Below are 15140 nucleotides of genomic sequence, written 5' to 3' on the forward strand. Positions count from 1 at the left end.
CGAGCCCATGCTCGGCTGATGCCAACCTGAGCCGAGCGCAGGCTCGGCTCTACAGAGGCGCGCGGGGTTTTCCACACCCGACGTGGAAAGCGATGGGAGTTTGCTGTGGACAAGTACCGGCGAACGTCACACCGCAAGCGTTTCGCAGCCTGGTGTTTTTTTGTCCATCACCGGAAACGCGAACGCCCCGCACAGGGCGGGGCGTCCGGGGTCGATCCGATGCCGCAGGATCAGACGTTGAAGCGGAAGTGCAGGATGTCGCCTTCCTGCACGCGGTACTCCTTGCCTTCCAGGCGCAGGCGACCGGCTTCCTTGGCGCCGGCTTCGCCCTTGTACTTGATGAAGTCGTCATACGCGATGGTTTCGGCGCGGATGAAGCCCTTCTCGAAGTCGGTGTGGATGACGGCGGCAGCCTGCGGAGCGGTAGCGCCCTTGCGCACGGTCCACGCACGGACTTCCTTCACGCCGGCGGTGAAGTAGGTCTGCAGGCCGAGCAGGCTGTAGGCCGCGTTGATCACGCGGTTCAGGCCCGGCTCGCTCAGGCCCAGGTCCGCCAGGAAGGTATCGCGGTCTTCGTCGTCGAGCTGGGACAGCTCTTCTTCGATCGCGGCCGACACCGGCACCACCTGCGCGCCTTCGGCGGCAGCATGCGCACGCACGGCTTCCAGGTGCGGGTTGTTGTCGAAACCGTCTTCCAGCACGTTGGCGATGTACATCACCGGCTTCAGGGTCAGCAGGAACAGGTCGCGCACCAGCGCCTTCTCTTCCTCGTCCAGCCCGGCCGAGCGCCCAGCCTTGCCCTCCGACAGTGCAGCCTGCAACTTGGCCAGCACCGGCTTGCGCGCCGCCGCATCCTTGTCGCCACCCTTGGCCGCACGCTCGGCACGGTTCAGCGCCTTCTCGACACTGTCCAGGTCGGCCAGCGCCAGTTCGGTGTCGATGGTTTCGATGTCCGAGATCGGGTCGACCTTGCCGGCCACGTGCACGATGTCACCGTGCTCGAAGCAGCGCACCACGTGGGTGATCGCATCGACTTCGCGGATGTGCGCCAGGAACTTGTTACCCAGGCCCTCACCGCTGGCGGCACCGGCGACCAGGCCGGCGATGTCGACGAACTCGACCGCGGTCGGGATGACCTTCTGCGGGTTGATGATGCCCGCCAGCTCGTTCAGGCGCGGATCCGGCACCGGCACGATGCCGACGTTCGGTTCGATGGTGCAGAACGGGAAGTTCGCCGCGGCGATGCCCGCCTTGGTCAGCGCATTGAACAGGGTCGACTTGCCGACGTTGGGCAGGCCGACGATGCCGCATTTGATACCCATGGGTTGAATCCGGGTTTGAGTGTAAGTGGATGATTCGGGATTCAAGGCTCGCCTGCGGGCATGCCCTCAATCCCCAATCGTCCTTCCAGTAGCCAAAGCTAGAACGCAGCGTACAGCTTGTGCTTCTCAGCGTAGGTCTGCAGTGCAGTAGAAAGCTCTAGCCTCTCCTCAGTCTCACAAAATCTCTGGCTCAAGCGGCCCAGCAGAGCTTCGACACCGTCCGGCAACTCATTATGCTGACCGTACATTTTCTCCCACCGGACACCTTCATCCTTGGGCACGGCGTCGTCACCGAACAGCACCATCTTGGCTTCTTTCAGCACGTCTCCCAATTCGACCAGCCCCATTTCTTCAAGACCTGCGAGCGTCTCTTCGTAATAGGCACCCGAGTAACTGTCGAAGTACGTACCAATGCCGCCACGCCAGACTTCGCTACTTGTCACCGAAACCGCGAAGTAGCGCTGATCTGGCGTCAGGAGACCTGAGAATCCACAGCCCGAGCCGCCTTCCTGTTCCACCAGCCAGTTCCAGTGGCGCCCCGCAGCGGAATTCTCGTATCGGTCCAGCTCTTCGCGCATTTCCTTGTTTCGCACCTTCGCCTCTTCCATGCTCTGCCGCGTACCATTCCGGCACGGCATGCAGAGCCCATCGTTCCGGGCCGCCGTCGCCAGCAGGATCATGGCGCCACACACGGTGCAGGGAGTACGCGGGTCGGTCATGGTCAGCGCGGGGTGTGCAGCCGCTTCATCGCTTCGTTGAAATCGCCCTGCACCGCCAGCGGCAGCACGTCGATCGCATCGTCGATGGCGCGTGCGATCAGCACGTCATCCTCCTTGGACGGGCGCCCCAGCACCCAACCCACCACGCGGTCCTTGTGGCCGGGATGACCAATGCCCACGCGCAGGCGGTGGAATTTGCCATGACCCAGCAGGCGGATGGTATCGCGCAGGCCGTTCTGGCCGCCGTGGCCACCGTCGAACTTCAGTCGCGCCGCACCGGGCGGCAGGTCCAGCTCGTCGTGGGCCAGCAGGGTTTCTTCCGGCTCGATCTTCCAGAACCGCTGCGCGGCGGTGACCGACTTGCCGCTGAGATTCATGAAGGTGGCGGGCTTGAGCAGCCACACCGTCTGCCCGGCGATCTCGACCTTGGCGGTCTCGCCGAACAACTTGCTGTCCACATTCCATCGCGCACCGGCTTTTTCCGCCAGGGCCTCAACGAAATGAAACCCGGCATTGTGCCGGGTCCGGGCGTGTTCCGATCCGGGATTGCCCAGACCGACGATCAGTCGCAGTCCTGCCATGGTTCCTTCCAGTACGGTGCCTGCCCGGAGGCAGGCACCGTAACGGTATTACTCGGCGGCAGCCGCTTCTTCGTCAGCCTCGTCGGCCTTGCCGGCCTTGGCGGTGACGATGGCGTCGTCGTGGTCCTTGCCCAGCGCCAGCGCCGGGATTTCCACGCCCTTCGGCAGCTTGATGTTGGACAGGTACACGACGTCACCGGCCTTCAGCTCGCCCAGGTCGACTTCGATCGACTCCGGCAGGTCCTTCGGCAGGCAGGTGATGGTCACTTCCTTCAGTTCGTGGGTGACCACGACGTCGGCAGCCTTGCCGGCCGGCGAGGTGTCTTCGTTGACGAAGTGCAGCGGGACCGAAGCGGTCAGGGCTTCGTTCTCGTTCACGCGCTGGAAGTCCAGGTGCATGATCAGCTGCTTGTACGGGTGGCGCTGCATGTCACGCAGCAGGACCTTCTGCACCTGGCCATCCAGGTTCAGGTCCAGGATCGAGGCATAGAACCACTCGTTCTGCTGGGCCAGCCAGATTTCGTTGTGGTCCAGGCTGATGGCGACCGGCTCGGCGTTGCCGCCGTACACGATGGCCGGGATCACACCAGCGTGACGCAGGCGGCGGCTCGCACCCTTACGCTGCAGTTCACGCTTGGTGACCTTGATTTCATGGGTCTTCGACATTTTCGACTACTCAGGTTGTTGCCGCGCCCTGCGGCGTGGCGGTTGAAGATGCTTCCGCGACCAGAAGCATCCGGGTATGTCCCCGCCGTTGCCGGCAGGGACGAAAACTCAGTCGACGTACAGCGAGCTGACCGACTCGCCGAAGGCGATGCGGCGCATCGTTTCGGCCAGCATTTCCGCCACGCTCAGCTGGCGGATCTTGCTGCACACCCGCGCTGCGTCCTTCAGCGGGATGGTGTCGGTCACCACCAGCTCGTCGAGCTGGGAATTGGTGATGTTGTCCACCGCCGGGCCCGACAGCACCGCGTGGGTGCAGTAGGCGGCGACCTTGAGCGCACCGCGCGCCTTCAGGGCAGCGGCAGCGGCGCACAGGGTGCCGGCGGTATCGACGATGTCATCGACCATCACGCAGGTCTTGCCTTCGACGTCACCGATGATGTTCATCACGGTGGAGACGTTGGCGCGCGGGCGGCGCTTGTCGATGATCGCCAGGTCGGCGTCATCCAGGCGCTTGGCCACCGCACGGGCGCGGACCACGCCGCCCACGTCCGGCGAGACAACAATCAGGTTCTCGGTGCCGTAGGCGCGCCAGATGTCGGCCAGCAGCAGCGGGGACGCATACACGTTGTCCACCGGAATATCGAAGAAGCCCTGGATCTGGTCGGCGTGCAGGTCGACGGTCAGCACGCGATCAGCGCCAGCGGTGCTGAACATCTTGGCCGCCAGCTTGGCGGTGATCGGCACGCGCGAGGAACGCATGCGGCGGTCCTGGCGCGAGTAGCCGAAGTACGGCACCACGGCGGTCACGCTGGCCACCGATGCGCGCTTGAGCGCGTCGATCAGAACCAGCAGTTCCATCAGGTTTTCCGCGCTCGGCGCGCAGGTCGGCTGGATCACGAACACGTCCTGCTTGCGGACGTTCTCTTCGATTTCCACCTGCACTTCACCATCGGAGAAGTGCGACACCAGCGCCTTGCCCGGGCGGACCCCCAGTTCCTTGCAGATGTTCTGCGCCAGACGTTTGTTGGCGTTGCCGGAAAAGACCAGCAGGTTCGGGGACTCTTGCATCATGATTGTCTCGGGCGGGGACGAGTGGCGGGGATCCGGAGTCGGCAAGGACCCCGATGGACCCTTGCTGCTGACAACACCGCGGTTGTTTCCACGTCCCGCGCGGGCGATGCGCTGGAAGGCGCGGACACAGCCGCTATTGGCAGGGGCGGTAGGATTCGAACCTACGAATGCCAGGATCAAAACCTGGTGCCTTGGGCCTCTTGGCGACGCCCCTGCATTGATAAATCAGCGTTGCTCGAGTGCATCCAGCAGTGGCGAACGCGCAACGCCCGCTGCCACCCTTGCCCGCAACTCCTTCGGCAACTTCGACCGCCCCTGCTCTGCAGCAGCCTGCGATGCGAACTCGACGAAACAACCACTTCCCGAACCGGTCAGCCGCGCCGCGCCGATGTCGCTCAACGCGGCAAGCGCTGCCTCGACGGCAGGCTCACGGCGGCGCAGCACCGGTTCGAACGCGTTCCCGACCAGGGTCCCGGAAGCGAAGTCCTCTATTTTCGCCACTGGGCTGTCGCGCGTCAAATCCGGGTCTGCAAACAGGACCGGCGTAGGAACATGAACACCCGGTTCAACCACCACATACCAGGCCGGCGCCAGCGTGATCGGCTGCAGGCGCTCGCCCACCCCTTCGGCCCAGGCATTGTGGCCACGCACGAACACCGGCACGTCGGCGCCCAGGCGAAGGGCCAGCGCGGCCAGGGCATCCTCGTCCAGGCCGGCGCGCCAGAGCCGATTCAGCCCCACCAGCACGGTGGCCGCATCGGACGAACCGCCGCCGAAGCCACCACCGGCAGGAACGTGCTTTTCGACGATGATGTCAGCACCTTGCGCGCCCTTCGCCTCATCCTGGAGCAGGCGCGCGGCCCGCACCGCCAGGTCATCGGCCTCGGCCACGCCGGCCAGGCCCTCGCCCTGCCGACGCACCTGACCGTCTTCACGCAGGCGCAGGCCGATGCGGTCCCCCCAGTCCAGCAGGCGGAATACGGTCTGCAGCTCGTGGTAGCCGTCGGCCCGGCGGCCAGTGATGTGCAGGAACAGGTTCAGCTTGGCCGGGGCCGGCCACCAGGACCAGCCCGCCTCGTCGCGCCCGGCGCTCATGGCGTGCCCTGCCCCCACTGGTCCACCAGCAGGCGCACCTTGGCGTCGCCATTGCTGGCCTCGATCCGTCGCGGCAGCGCCGGTCGTCCGGCGTCGGCCGGGTACCAGTCCAGATACTGCACCTGCCAGCCCATCTGCTGCATGCGGCGCGGCCGGCCTTCACCGTCGCGCTCGACCTTTTCCGGACCGGCAGCATCCCCGGCCACCAGGCCGCGGATCCACTCCGGCAGCTGATTGACCGGGATGTCCCAGCCAGTCGCTTCCAGCAGCAGCTGCTGGGCGTCCTCGCCATCGCGCGGACCGCCGGACAGCCCTTCCAGGCGACCGGCTTCGGAATGGGTGTCGCCGGTCAGCTTCCAGCTCTGCCGGGTCACCGGCGCGCTCAGTTCGACCACGTAGCGGCGGCCGTCCTGCTTCCAGTCGATGCGACCGCTGCCGCCGTCCTTGCCCTTGCTGACCGCCACCCGCCCCTGGAAGGCCCAGTCCGGCTGTGCCTGCAGCGCGGCCACGCGCGCTGCCTCGGCCTGCGCCGCTTCAGCCGAAACAATCTCGACCACCGCTGGCGCCGGGGTCTTCTGCGTGCCGACACTGGTACAGGCGCTCACCGCCAGGGTCACGGTCGCCAACAGCAGCGGCCGGATCAGGGAACCACTCATGGATTGAATTTCTCACGGGCGCGCAGCAGCGCGCGGTTTTCAGGGTCGAGCTTGGCCGCTTCGTCGAAGAAGTGGCGGGCCTCGTCATGCTTGCCCAGCACCCACAGCACTTCGCCGACGTGGGAAGCGATCTCCGGGTCCTTGGCCAGGGTCCAGGCCCGGCGCAGCTGTACCAGTGCCTCTTCCTTGCGGCCCAGGCGATACAGCACCCAGCCATAGCTGTCGACGATGGCGGCGTTGTCCGGCTCGGCCACGCGGGCGCGGTCGATCAGCTCCAGCGCTTCCTGCAGGCGGCCGGTGCGATCGGCCAGGGTGTAGCCCAGCGCGTTCAGCGCCGGCACGTTTTCCGGGTCGGTCACCAGGATCTTGCGCAGGTCGGCCTCGGCGCGCGGGATGTCGTCGCGGCGCTCCCAGGTGAGCGCACGTGCGTACAGCAGGCCGTTGTCGTCCGGGTAGGCGGCCAGGCCGCGGGCCAGCGCATCCAGTTCACCGGCGCTGTCGTCACCACGCTGGCGCAGTTCGGCTTCCAGCAGGTAGGCGTCACGGCGCACATCGTCGTCGACCACCGCGTCGGACTGGATCGCGTGCACTTCCTCCAGCGCCAGCGGCAGGCGCCCGGCCAGGGCCTGGGCATTGGCCGCGCGCAGGCGCGCTTCGCTCAGCTCATCGCCACCGGGCACGCTGTGGTACCACTGCACCGCCTCGGGGTAACGCTTAAGGTATTCGGCGATCTTGCCCAGCAACAGGCGCTGCGCCGGATCCGGCTTGGCCGCCTGCCGCGACAGCTCGTTGTAGAGGTTGGACAGCGCCGCCTTGTCGCCCTGCTTGGCCAGCAGCGAGGCGCGCATGCCCCAGGTCTGTACGTCCTGCGGGCCGAACGCCAACACGCGCTCGGCCGCAGCCGGCTGGCCCAGGCTGTCGTAGGCGATGGCCACCGCATTGCGCAGCTCGGGGTCCTGGCGGGTCTTCGGCTCGACGTCGTGCAGCAGCGACAATGCCTTGTCGGTCTCGCCCGCCTGCTGCAGCTGGCTGGCACGCAGCAACGCTACGCGCGGCTCTTCCGGGAAGCGCTTGACCACTTCATCGATCATGCGCCGCGCCAACTCGGGCTTGTCCATGCGGAGGGCCAGGCGACCGAACTCCTGCCAGGCCTCGATCTTCGGCGGAATCGCATTGGCATCGACCAGCTCGCCGAGCACCTGCGCCGGCACCGCCGGGTCGCGGCCACCGCCGATCAGCGCGGCCAGGGCGAACTTCCAGCCGCGCTCGTCGGGGTCGGCCAGCAGCGCCTGCAGCTCGGTGCGGGCAGCCTTCACATCGCCCTGGCGCATGGCCAGCGCACCGGCGGCGCTGCGCATGGTCAACGAGCGCGGGGCGCGCTGCTGCCACAGGGCCAGGCCCTTGGCGGCGCTGGCATCATCGTTGGCCAGCATGGAGATACGGGTCGCGCGCTCGGCCAGGCCGGCGTCGCCGTCGGTCTGCTGCGCGGCCTGCAGGTACCAGCGCGCGGCCTCGGCCAGCTTGCCGGCCTGCAGGGCGAACTCACCGGCCATCACCGGTTCCAGCGCCAGTTCCTCAGTGGCCGCGGCCCGCACGGGGGCCTTGGCCGGCACCGCCGCCAGGGCCTGGGCGCAGGCCAGGGACAGCAGCAGAACACTGGGGATGCGAATCAATGCGGGCATCGTCGGCATCGGGGCCTTAAAATGTCGTCCAATGGCCAGCAGCTTATCGCAAGCAACTGAACAATGACCCTGTGGGTGCTCGGACTGAATCACCAGACCGCACCGGTGGAGCTGCGCGAGCGCGCGGCCTTCGCCGGTGAGGCGTTGCCGCGTGCGCTGGGCTCGCTGCGCGATACCCCGCAGATCGCCGAGGCAGTGCTGCTGTCCACCTGCAACCGCACCGAACTGTATGCCGTGGCCGAGTCGGCACAGGCGCTGGACCAGTGGCTGCACAGCCAGGCAGGCGACCTGCAGGGCTACCTGTACCAGCATGCCGATGCCGAGGCCGTGCGCCACCTGTTCCGGGTCGCCACCGGGCTGGACTCGATGGTGCTGGGCGAACCGCAGATCCTCGGCCAGGTAAAGGATGCCTGGTCGACCGCGCGTGACCACGGCCTGCTCGGCCAGCGCCTGGACCGCCTGTTCCAGCAGACCTTCTCGGTAGCCAAGCGTGCGCGCACCGATACCCAGGTCGGCGCCAACCCGGTGTCGGTGGCCTCGGCGGCGGTGCGCCTGGCGCAGAACGCCTTCGCGCGCCTGGATGACTCCACCGTGCTGCTGGTCGGTGCCGGCGAGACCATCGAGCTGGCTGCACGCCACCTGAGTGAGGGCAAGGTGCGGCGGCTGCTGATCGCCAACCGCACCCTTGCCCACGCGCAGGAACTGGCCAGCCGCCATGGCGGCGTGGCCCTGCCGCTGACCGAACTGGACCGCCATCTCGGCGAGGCCGACATCGTGTTCTCGGCCACCGCCGCGCGCGAACCTGTGATCCATCGCGAGATGGTGGCCAAGGCACTGCGCGCGCGCCGGCACAAGCCGATGCTGCTGTTCGACCTGGCCGTGCCGCGCGACATCGAAGCCGAGGTCGGCACGCTCAACGACGCCTTCCTCTACACCGTCGATGACCTGGAACGCGCGGTGGAAGACAACCGTCGTGGCCGCCGCGAGGCCGCCGCCGAGGCCGAGGCGATCATCGACCTGCAGGTGTCGCGTTTCATCGAGACCCAGCAGGCCAGCGCCCACCAGGCACCGCTGCGGCAGCTGCGTGCGTTCGGCGAAGCGACCCGCGCCGAACTGCTGGAGCGCGCACGGCAGCAGCTGGCCAACGGCAAGCCCGCCGACGAAGTGCTGGAACTGCTGGCCCATGGCCTGACCAACCGCCTGCTGCATCCGCCGACCGCCGCTCTGCGCGCGGCCGCGCTGAGTGGCGATGCCGACCTGACCCGCGCCGCCGAGCGCCTGTTCCCGGCCACGCCGGGTTACCGCCACCCACCCGTGAGACCCGATGACGCCGACCCTGCGCCGTAAGCTGGAAGCGCTGGCCGAGCGCCGCGAAGAACTGGAACGCCTGCTCGCCGAACCCGATGTGGTCGCCGACAACACCCGTTTCCGCGACCTTTCGCGCGAATTCGCCCAACTTGAACCGGTCGCTGCCGCGCTCGCCGAGGAAGCCCGTGCCAAGGCCGACCTGGCCGCCGCGGAAGGCATGCGCGCCGACCCCGACCTGCGTGAACTGGCAGACGAGGAAATCGCCGCGGCGCAGGCGCGCCTGCAGGAACTGGAACAAGAACTGGCCCTGCTGCTGGTACCACGCGATCCGCGCGACGAAGGCAACCTGTTCCTGGAAGTACGCGCCGGCACTGGCGGCGATGAAGCCGCGATCTTCGCCGGCGATCTGTTCCGCATGTACGCCCGCTATGCCGAGCGCCAGGGCTGGAAGGTCGAGATCGAATCAGACAACCCCGGTGAGCATGGCGGCTACAAGGAAGTGGTGGCGCGCGTGGTCGGCCGTGGTGCGTTCTCGCGCCTGAAGTTCGAATCGGGCACGCATCGCGTGCAGCGCGTGCCGGCCACCGAATCGCAGGGCCGCATCCACACCTCGGCGGCCACCGTGGCGATCATTCCCGAGGCCGACGAGGTCGATGACATCGTCATCAACCCGGCCGACCTGAAGGTGGATACGTTCCGCTCGTCCGGTGCCGGCGGCCAGCACGTCAACAAGACCGAATCGGCCATCCGCATCACCCACGTGCCGACCGGCGTGGTGGTGGAGTGCCAGACCGAGCGCAGCCAGCACGCCAACCGCGACAAGGCGATGAAGCGCCTGAAGGCGCAGCTGCTCGATGCCGAGCGCCAGCGCCAGGACGCCGCGCAGGCCGAATCGCGGCGCCTGCAGGTCGGCAGCGGCGACCGCAGCCAGCGCATCCGCACCTACAACTTCCCGCAGGGCCGGATCACCGACCACCGCGTGGAAGGCCTGACCCTGTACGACCTGCCCAACATCCTCGCCGGCGACCTCGACCCGCTGCTGCAGCGGCTCAGCCACGAACACCAGGTCGATGCCCTGGCCCAGCTGTCGGCGGGCTGAGCACGATGTCGGCCTGGCAGCAGCGACAGCACCTGCAGCAGGCGATCGCACGCCAGCCCGGCGATTTCGTCGCCTGGGTGATGCTGGCCGACCTGGAGCTGGAAGCCGGCGACATCGCCGCCGGCGAGCAGGCGGCACGACGCGCGCTGCAGCTGCGCCCGAACCACCCCGAGGCACTGGCGCGCCTGGGCCGCGTGGCCTGGATGGCCGGCGCGCACGCCGACGCGGCGAAGCTGCTCGGCCAGGCCTCGGCATTGGCCCCGCAGCACCCGGGCATCGCGCTGTGGCTGGGCCATGCGCTGGAAGACGCCGACGATGCCGAAGGCGCAGCAGCGGCCTATCGCCGCGCGCATGCGCTGATGCCGGATGAACCCTACATCGCCGCGCAGCGCCTGGCGTGGCAGCGCCGCCTGTGCGACTGGCAGGACGTGGACACGCTGGCTGCGCAGGTACGCGCCGCGCTCGCCGCCGGCCACGGTGCGGTGGAACCCTTCGCCTTCCTCAGCGAAGACGCCAGCGCGGGCGAGCAGTTGGCCTGTGCACGTGCGCGCGCCGCACTGATCGCCGCCTCGGTCCGGCCCTTGCCGGCAGTGACGGTACGCGCGCGCGGCCCGTTGCGCGTCGGCTTCCTTTCCAATGGCTTCGGCGCCCATCCCACCGGGCTGCTGACCGTGGCCCTGCTCGAACACCTGCGTCATGACCCGGCGTTGCAGCTGCACCTGTTCGCGCTGAACCGCGCCGATGGCAGCGGCATCCGCGGACGCCTGCAGTCCGCGACCCGGCTGCATGAGGTGGCCGCACTGCGGCATGCCGACATCGCGGCCCGCATCCGCGCACAGGGCATCGACCTGCTGTTCGACCTGCGCGGCTGGGGCGGCGGCGGCACGCCCGAAGTGCTGGCGATGCGCCCGGCCCCGCTGCAGCTGAACTGGCTGGCCTACCCCGGCACCTCGGGCGCGCGATGGCTGGACGCCGTGGTCGCCGACGAATTCGTACTGCCGGCAGCGCTGGAACCGCACTTCAGCGAACGCGTCCTGCGCCTTCCGCGGGCCTTCCAGCCCTCGGACAACACCCGCACGCTGGAGCCGTCGCCGTCCCGCGCCGAGTGCGGGCTGCCCGAGCACGGCGTGGTGTTCTGCTGCTTCAACAACAGCTACAAGCTCAACCCGCGCAGCATGGGCCGCGCCTTCGCGGTTCTGCAGGCGGTGCCCGGCAGCGTGCTGTGGCTGCTGTCCGGCCCCGGCCAGGCCGACGCCCGCCTGCGCACCGCCGCGCAGGCTGCCGGCCTGGACCCGGCGCGGCTGGTGTTCATGGCCAAGCTGCCGCATCCGCAGTACCTGGCCCGCTACCCACTGGCCGACCTGTTCCTCGACACGCATCCGTACAACGCGCACACCACCGCCTCCGATGCACTGTGGGCCGGCTGCCCGGTGCTGACCTGCCCGGGCGACACCTTCGCCGCGCGCGTGGCCGGCAGCCTCAACCACCATCTGGGGCTGGCCCGGATGAATGTCGCCGATGATGCGGCGTTCATCGCCACCGCCAGCGCACTGGGCAATGACCCCGCAGCACTGGCCTCGCTTCGCGCCGAGCTGGCGCAGGCGCGCGACCGCAGTGGCCTGTTCGACATGGCCGGGTTTGCCCGCGACCTGTCGGCCCTGCTGCAGCGGCTTGCCGGTGAACACGGCTGGCAGGGCGTCGACAGCACCTGAGCGACCCCTGCGTTACGCTCGGGCTTCCTCCCCGCGTGGTGTGACGATGGCCAAGCTCAAGCGCAAGGACTACGACGAACTGCTGCTGCCGCTGCAGCTGGAACTGACCGCGATGGCGCGCTGGGTGCAGCTCAGCGGGCAACGCCTGCTGGTGCTGTTCGAGGGACGGGATACGGCAGGCAAGGGCGGCGCGATCCAGGCCATCAGCCAGCATCTCAATCCACGCCAATGCCGGGTGGTAGCACTGCCCAAGCCTACCGACCGCGAAGCCACGCAGTGGTATTTCCAGCGCTATGCCTCGCATCTTCCCGCCGCCGGCGAGATCGTGCTGATGGACCGCAGCTGGTACAACCGCGCAGGCGTCGAGCGGGTGATGGGCTATTGCAGCGAAACCGAGTACCAGCAGTTTCTGCGCCAGGCACCGGTGTTCGAGCAGCTGCTGGTGGATGACGGCATCCTGCTGTTCAAGTACTGGCTGTGCGTGGACCAGGAGCAGCAGGAGAAGCGCTTCGCCGAACGCCACCTCGATCCGCTGAAGGGCTGGAAGCTGTCCCCGGTCGACCTGAAATCGCGCAGCAAGTACAGCGCCTATACCGAAGCCCGCGAGGCGATGCTGCGCGCGACGCATCGCGAGGCTGCGCCGTGGACGCTGGTGGATTTCAACGACCAGCGGCTGGGGCGACTGACCCTGGTGCGCAACCTGCTGGACCGGTTGCCGGACACACGGGTGGATGCGCCGTTGCCGGAGCTGCCGAAGCTGAAGGGCAAGCTGCATCGCGAGCACTACGATGTGCTGAAGCCCATCGAGGATTTCCCGGTCGAGGATTAGGGTTGTTCGGCAGGGTTGCACCCTGCACCTGCTCAACGCAACGGCAACGGCAACAGCAACAGCGGGCATCCGCGGGATGGCGGCGCGGTGGGTGGGCACGACCGTTGGCGCCATGGATGGCGACATCGAGCCCCATGGACGGGTCTACGGCGCGTCCTACCCACCCAACCGCCCCGCCTCTGACAGATCCCTGCGGCTGTGGTAGGTGTCGACCTTGGTCGACACATCTGTCAGATATCGAAATGGAACCGGGGTCAGATCCGTTTTCCTGCGGAAAGCGGATCTGACCCCATCGGCAATCCCATTGGCCTGGCGGGCGTCGGATCGTGTCTGGGGCAGAGCCCCCCTGAGTCAGGGGGCGAGGGTTTGGGTGTTGGTAAGTGGGGCCCGCGGTTCGCGCAGCGAAGCGTGGGAGCGGCAGCGCGCATGCGATGGCGCGTACCGAGGTGCAGGGCCGCAGGCCCTGCCGACCCACCCACTACTTGGCGGCCGCGATCTGCTTTTCGATGTCGGCGGCGGTCACCGGGCCAAGGAAAGTGTGGGCCAGCTTGCCCTGCGGACCCAGCAGATGCGTCAACGGCAGGCCTCGCGGCGTGGCGAAGTCGGCCGGCGGATCGAACGGGTCCACGATCACGATCGGATAGGTCACCGGATGCTTGGTCAGGAACGACTGCATTTCCGGCACTTCGATGTCCTCGTAGGCCAGGCCGACCACCTCGATGTTGCTGCGCATCGCATGCAGCGCCGACAGCTCGGGCATCTCCTTGCGGCACGGGGCGCACCAGGTCGCCCAGAAGTTCACCACCACCCACTTGCCACGATGCGCGGCCAGATCGTAGTCGCTGCCATCCACCGCCTTCATCTTCAAGGTCGGGAATTCGGCAGTGGTGCGCTCGGCCGGGGTTTCATCGACCGGTGCCGGAGTGGTCGGCGTCGGCGCCTGTGCCGGCGGCTGGCTGCTGGCCGGTGTCGGCTCCTGGGCCGGCTTGCAGGCCGCCAGGGCCAGCAGCAGGGTCAACGGGAGCAGCAGCGGCAACGGCGTCTTGCGGGTCATGGCATGTCTCCAGAGTCGGTATAGATATCACTGACCTTGCGCTTCAGGCGTTCGCGCAGGGGCAGCCGCAGATCGTCCAGCGCCGCCAGTGCGGCACGGCCCAGGCTGTCATCACGGTACGGCAGGTGCTGCTCGGCCACCGGGATGCGCAGCTGGGTGCATTCGTACAGATCGGCCAGGCTGACCTGGTCCAGGTCACGCGACAGCAGCCACTCGCCCCGCTCGTCGCGGCGCAGCAGGTCGATCTCCTGCAGGTTGCAGATCAGGTCCTGCAGCAGTGAATCGGTCAGCATCGGCTCCAGCCGCAGGATCTCGTCATCGGCCAGGCCCTTGCCCTTGGCCCGTGCATGCTGGAAGCGGCCAAGCAGGCGCAGCAGTCCATAGAACTCATACCCCTGCGGCAGGCGCAGTTCCACCGGCTGGTAGCGGAAGGCGGCCATCGAAGAAGCCAGCGACGCCCCCAGCAGCACCGCCACCCAGCACAGGTAGATCCACAGCAGCAGGATCGGCACGAACGCCACCGTGCCATACAGTTTCTGGTAGGACTGGAAGCTGCCCAGATAGGCACCGATGCCCCACTTCACCAGTTCCAGGATGACCGCCGCCAGGATCGCGCCGGGCACGGCATGCCGCCATTTCACCGTGTGGTGCGGCACCACCCGGAACATCAGCGTGATGCAGACGAACTCGATCAGGATCGGCGCCAGCCGCAGCGCCAGCTCGGCCAACCAACGGCCCTCCTGGGTACCGAACAACGGCATCGCGAACACCCGCGCCGATACCGCAAGCGATGCGGCGGCGAGCATCGCGCCCAAGGTCAGCACGGTCCAGTAGACCAGGAAGCGGGTCAGCTTGGGCCGGGTCGAGCCAACCCGCCAGATCTGGTTGAAGGTCTCTTCCACACTGTTGAGCGTGATCAGCAGTGAGGCCACCAGTGCGATGAAGCCGGCCGCCGTCAGCTGGCCGGCACTGGCCGAGAACTGCCGCAGGTAGCCCTCGGCCGCACGCGCCGCGGAGGGCACGAAGTTGGAGAATACGTAGTCGCTGAGCTGATCGCTCCAGCGGTCGAAGACGGGGAAGGCCGACAGCACACCGAATACCACGATCGCCAGCGGTACCAGCGCGAACACCGTGGTGTAGGCCAGCGCCGCCGCTGCCTGGAACAGGCGGTCGTCGAGGAAGCGATGCCACAGGAAGCGGCCGAAACTGATGGCCCGTGCGCGATCCCGCGCGCGCTCCATCCACAGGTTGAGCGTATCCAAAGGTTCCATCGGTGGAAGGGTACCCGATGCGGAATGCTGGCAGGATAGCCATACTGGTAGCCACACGACGAGGAGAAGCGGGCA

At 67.6% G+C, this 15140-nt stretch carries 14 protein-coding genes and 1 tRNA gene; 4 read left to right on the top strand and 11 right to left on the bottom strand.

Going from position 1 to position 15140, the window contains the following annotated elements:
- Nucleotides 1–230: 230 nt before the first annotated feature.
- From ychF to AC5P7F_RS20780, 9 genes are all read right to left on the bottom strand, one after another.
- Nucleotides 231–1322, bottom strand: coding sequence for a redox-regulated ATPase YchF (ychF, locus tag AC5P7F_RS20740; RefSeq protein WP_014646036.1), 1092 nt, complete (start codon nt 1320–1322; stop codon nt 231–233).
- 98 nt (nt 1323–1420) lie between these two features.
- Nucleotides 1421–2002, bottom strand: a complete 582-nt coding sequence (locus AC5P7F_RS20745; RefSeq protein ID WP_157806022.1) for a DMP19 family protein — start codon at nt 2000–2002, stop codon at nt 1421–1423.
- Between the two features lie 41 nt (nt 2003–2043).
- Nucleotides 2044–2622 (bottom strand): aminoacyl-tRNA hydrolase, encoded by a 579-nt coding sequence (gene pth / locus AC5P7F_RS20750; protein ID WP_032956928.1) that lies wholly within the window; start codon nt 2620–2622, stop codon nt 2044–2046.
- 48 nt (nt 2623–2670) lie between these two features.
- On the bottom strand, nt 2671–3288 hold the full coding sequence (locus AC5P7F_RS20755; RefSeq protein ID WP_010481743.1) for a 50S ribosomal protein L25/general stress protein Ctc: 618 nt from the start codon (nt 3286–3288) through the stop codon (nt 2671–2673).
- Nucleotides 3289–3396: 108 nt separating this feature from the next.
- Nucleotides 3397–4356: a ribose-phosphate diphosphokinase gene (locus tag AC5P7F_RS20760; protein ID WP_005415400.1), complete on the bottom strand. Its 960-nt coding sequence runs from the start codon at nt 4354–4356 to the stop codon at nt 3397–3399.
- Between the two features lie 140 nt (nt 4357–4496).
- Nucleotides 4497–4573 (bottom strand) — tRNA-Gln (locus tag AC5P7F_RS20765).
- Nucleotides 4574–4584: 11 nt separating this feature from the next.
- On the bottom strand, nt 4585–5454 hold the full coding sequence (gene ispE / locus AC5P7F_RS20770; RefSeq protein ID WP_164077512.1) for a 4-(cytidine 5'-diphospho)-2-C-methyl-D-erythritol kinase: 870 nt from the start codon (nt 5452–5454) through the stop codon (nt 4585–4587).
- Nucleotides 5451–6110: a lipoprotein insertase outer membrane protein LolB gene (lolB, locus tag AC5P7F_RS20775; RefSeq protein ID WP_014646033.1), complete on the bottom strand. Its 660-nt coding sequence runs from the start codon at nt 6108–6110 to the stop codon at nt 5451–5453. The genes ispE and lolB overlap by 4 nt, the downstream gene beginning before the upstream one ends.
- The gene (locus AC5P7F_RS20780) at nt 6107–7792 is read right to left on the bottom strand and encodes a tetratricopeptide repeat protein (RefSeq protein WP_173390336.1); all 1686 of its coding nucleotides are present in this window, start codon (nt 7790–7792) and stop codon (nt 6107–6109) included. The genes lolB and AC5P7F_RS20780 overlap by 4 nt, the downstream gene beginning before the upstream one ends.
- Before the next feature lie 63 nt (nt 7793–7855).
- Between AC5P7F_RS20780 and hemA the strand changes: the two genes are divergently transcribed.
- Genes hemA through ppk2 form a run of 4 tightly spaced genes read left to right on the top strand, consistent with a single transcriptional unit; the run spans nt 7856 to nt 12740 of the window.
- Nucleotides 7856–9139 (top strand): glutamyl-tRNA reductase, encoded by a 1284-nt coding sequence (gene hemA / locus AC5P7F_RS20785; RefSeq protein ID WP_014646031.1) that lies wholly within the window; start codon nt 7856–7858, stop codon nt 9137–9139.
- On the top strand, nt 9117–10199 hold the full coding sequence (gene prfA, locus AC5P7F_RS20790) for a peptide chain release factor 1 (RefSeq protein ID WP_014646030.1): 1083 nt from the start codon (nt 9117–9119) through the stop codon (nt 10197–10199). The genes hemA and prfA overlap by 23 nt, the downstream gene beginning before the upstream one ends.
- Before the next feature lie 5 nt (nt 10200–10204).
- A complete protein-coding gene (locus AC5P7F_RS20795; RefSeq protein ID WP_164077513.1) occupies nt 10205–11911 on the top strand; it encodes an O-linked N-acetylglucosamine transferase family protein in 1707 nt (568 codons plus the stop codon).
- A gap of 46 nt (nt 11912–11957) precedes the next feature.
- Entirely contained in the window at nt 11958–12740 is a 783-nt protein-coding gene (ppk2, locus tag AC5P7F_RS20800; protein ID WP_032956942.1) for a polyphosphate kinase 2, read from the top strand.
- 478 nt (nt 12741–13218) lie between these two features.
- On the opposite strand, the gene AC5P7F_RS20805 is transcribed toward ppk2, so the two are convergent.
- A complete protein-coding gene (locus tag AC5P7F_RS20805; RefSeq protein WP_164077514.1) occupies nt 13219–13794 on the bottom strand; it encodes a redoxin domain-containing protein in 576 nt (191 codons plus the stop codon).
- Nucleotides 13791–15065, bottom strand: coding sequence for a YihY family inner membrane protein (locus AC5P7F_RS20810; protein WP_032956948.1), 1275 nt, complete (start codon nt 15063–15065; stop codon nt 13791–13793). The genes AC5P7F_RS20805 and AC5P7F_RS20810 overlap by 4 nt, the downstream gene beginning before the upstream one ends.
- Nucleotides 15066–15140 lie beyond the last annotated feature (75 nt).

The organism is Stenotrophomonas sp. YJH_SMC_105-26 (assembly GCF_059368915.1).

What these genes read in the sequence shown, in the direction of transcription:
- ychF (WP_014646036.1), bottom strand. Translation starts at nt 1,322, where the DNA reads ATGGGTATCAAATGCGGCATCGTCGGCCTGCCCAACGTCGGCAAGTCG.
- AC5P7F_RS20745 (WP_157806022.1), bottom strand. Translation starts at nt 2,002, where the DNA reads ATGATCCTGCTGGCGACGGCGGCCCGGAACGATGGGCTCTGCATGCCG.
- pth (WP_032956928.1), bottom strand. Translation starts at nt 2,622, where the DNA reads ATGGCAGGACTGCGACTGATCGTCGGTCTGGGCAATCCCGGATCGGAA.
- AC5P7F_RS20755 (WP_010481743.1), bottom strand. Translation starts at nt 3,288, where the DNA reads ATGTCGAAGACCCATGAAATCAAGGTCACCAAGCGTGAACTGCAGCGT.
- AC5P7F_RS20760 (WP_005415400.1), bottom strand. Translation starts at nt 4,356, where the DNA reads ATGCAAGAGTCCCCGAACCTGCTGGTCTTTTCCGGCAACGCCAACAAA.
- ispE (WP_164077512.1), bottom strand. Translation starts at nt 5,454, where the DNA reads ATGAGCGCCGGGCGCGACGAGGCGGGCTGGTCCTGGTGGCCGGCCCCG.
- lolB (WP_014646033.1), bottom strand. Translation starts at nt 6,110, where the DNA reads ATGAGTGGTTCCCTGATCCGGCCGCTGCTGTTGGCGACCGTGACCCTG.
- AC5P7F_RS20780 (WP_173390336.1), bottom strand. Translation starts at nt 7,792, where the DNA reads ATGCCCGCATTGATTCGCATCCCCAGTGTTCTGCTGCTGTCCCTGGCC.
- hemA (WP_014646031.1), top strand. Translation starts at nt 7,856, where the DNA reads ATGACCCTGTGGGTGCTCGGACTGAATCACCAGACCGCACCGGTGGAG.
- prfA (WP_014646030.1), top strand. Translation starts at nt 9,117, where the DNA reads ATGACGCCGACCCTGCGCCGTAAGCTGGAAGCGCTGGCCGAGCGCCGC.
- AC5P7F_RS20795 (WP_164077513.1), top strand. Translation starts at nt 10,205, where the DNA reads ATGTCGGCCTGGCAGCAGCGACAGCACCTGCAGCAGGCGATCGCACGC.
- ppk2 (WP_032956942.1), top strand. Translation starts at nt 11,958, where the DNA reads ATGGCCAAGCTCAAGCGCAAGGACTACGACGAACTGCTGCTGCCGCTG.
- AC5P7F_RS20805 (WP_164077514.1), bottom strand. Translation starts at nt 13,794, where the DNA reads ATGACCCGCAAGACGCCGTTGCCGCTGCTGCTCCCGTTGACCCTGCTG.
- AC5P7F_RS20810 (WP_032956948.1), bottom strand. Translation starts at nt 15,065, where the DNA reads ATGGAACCTTTGGATACGCTCAACCTGTGGATGGAGCGCGCGCGGGAT.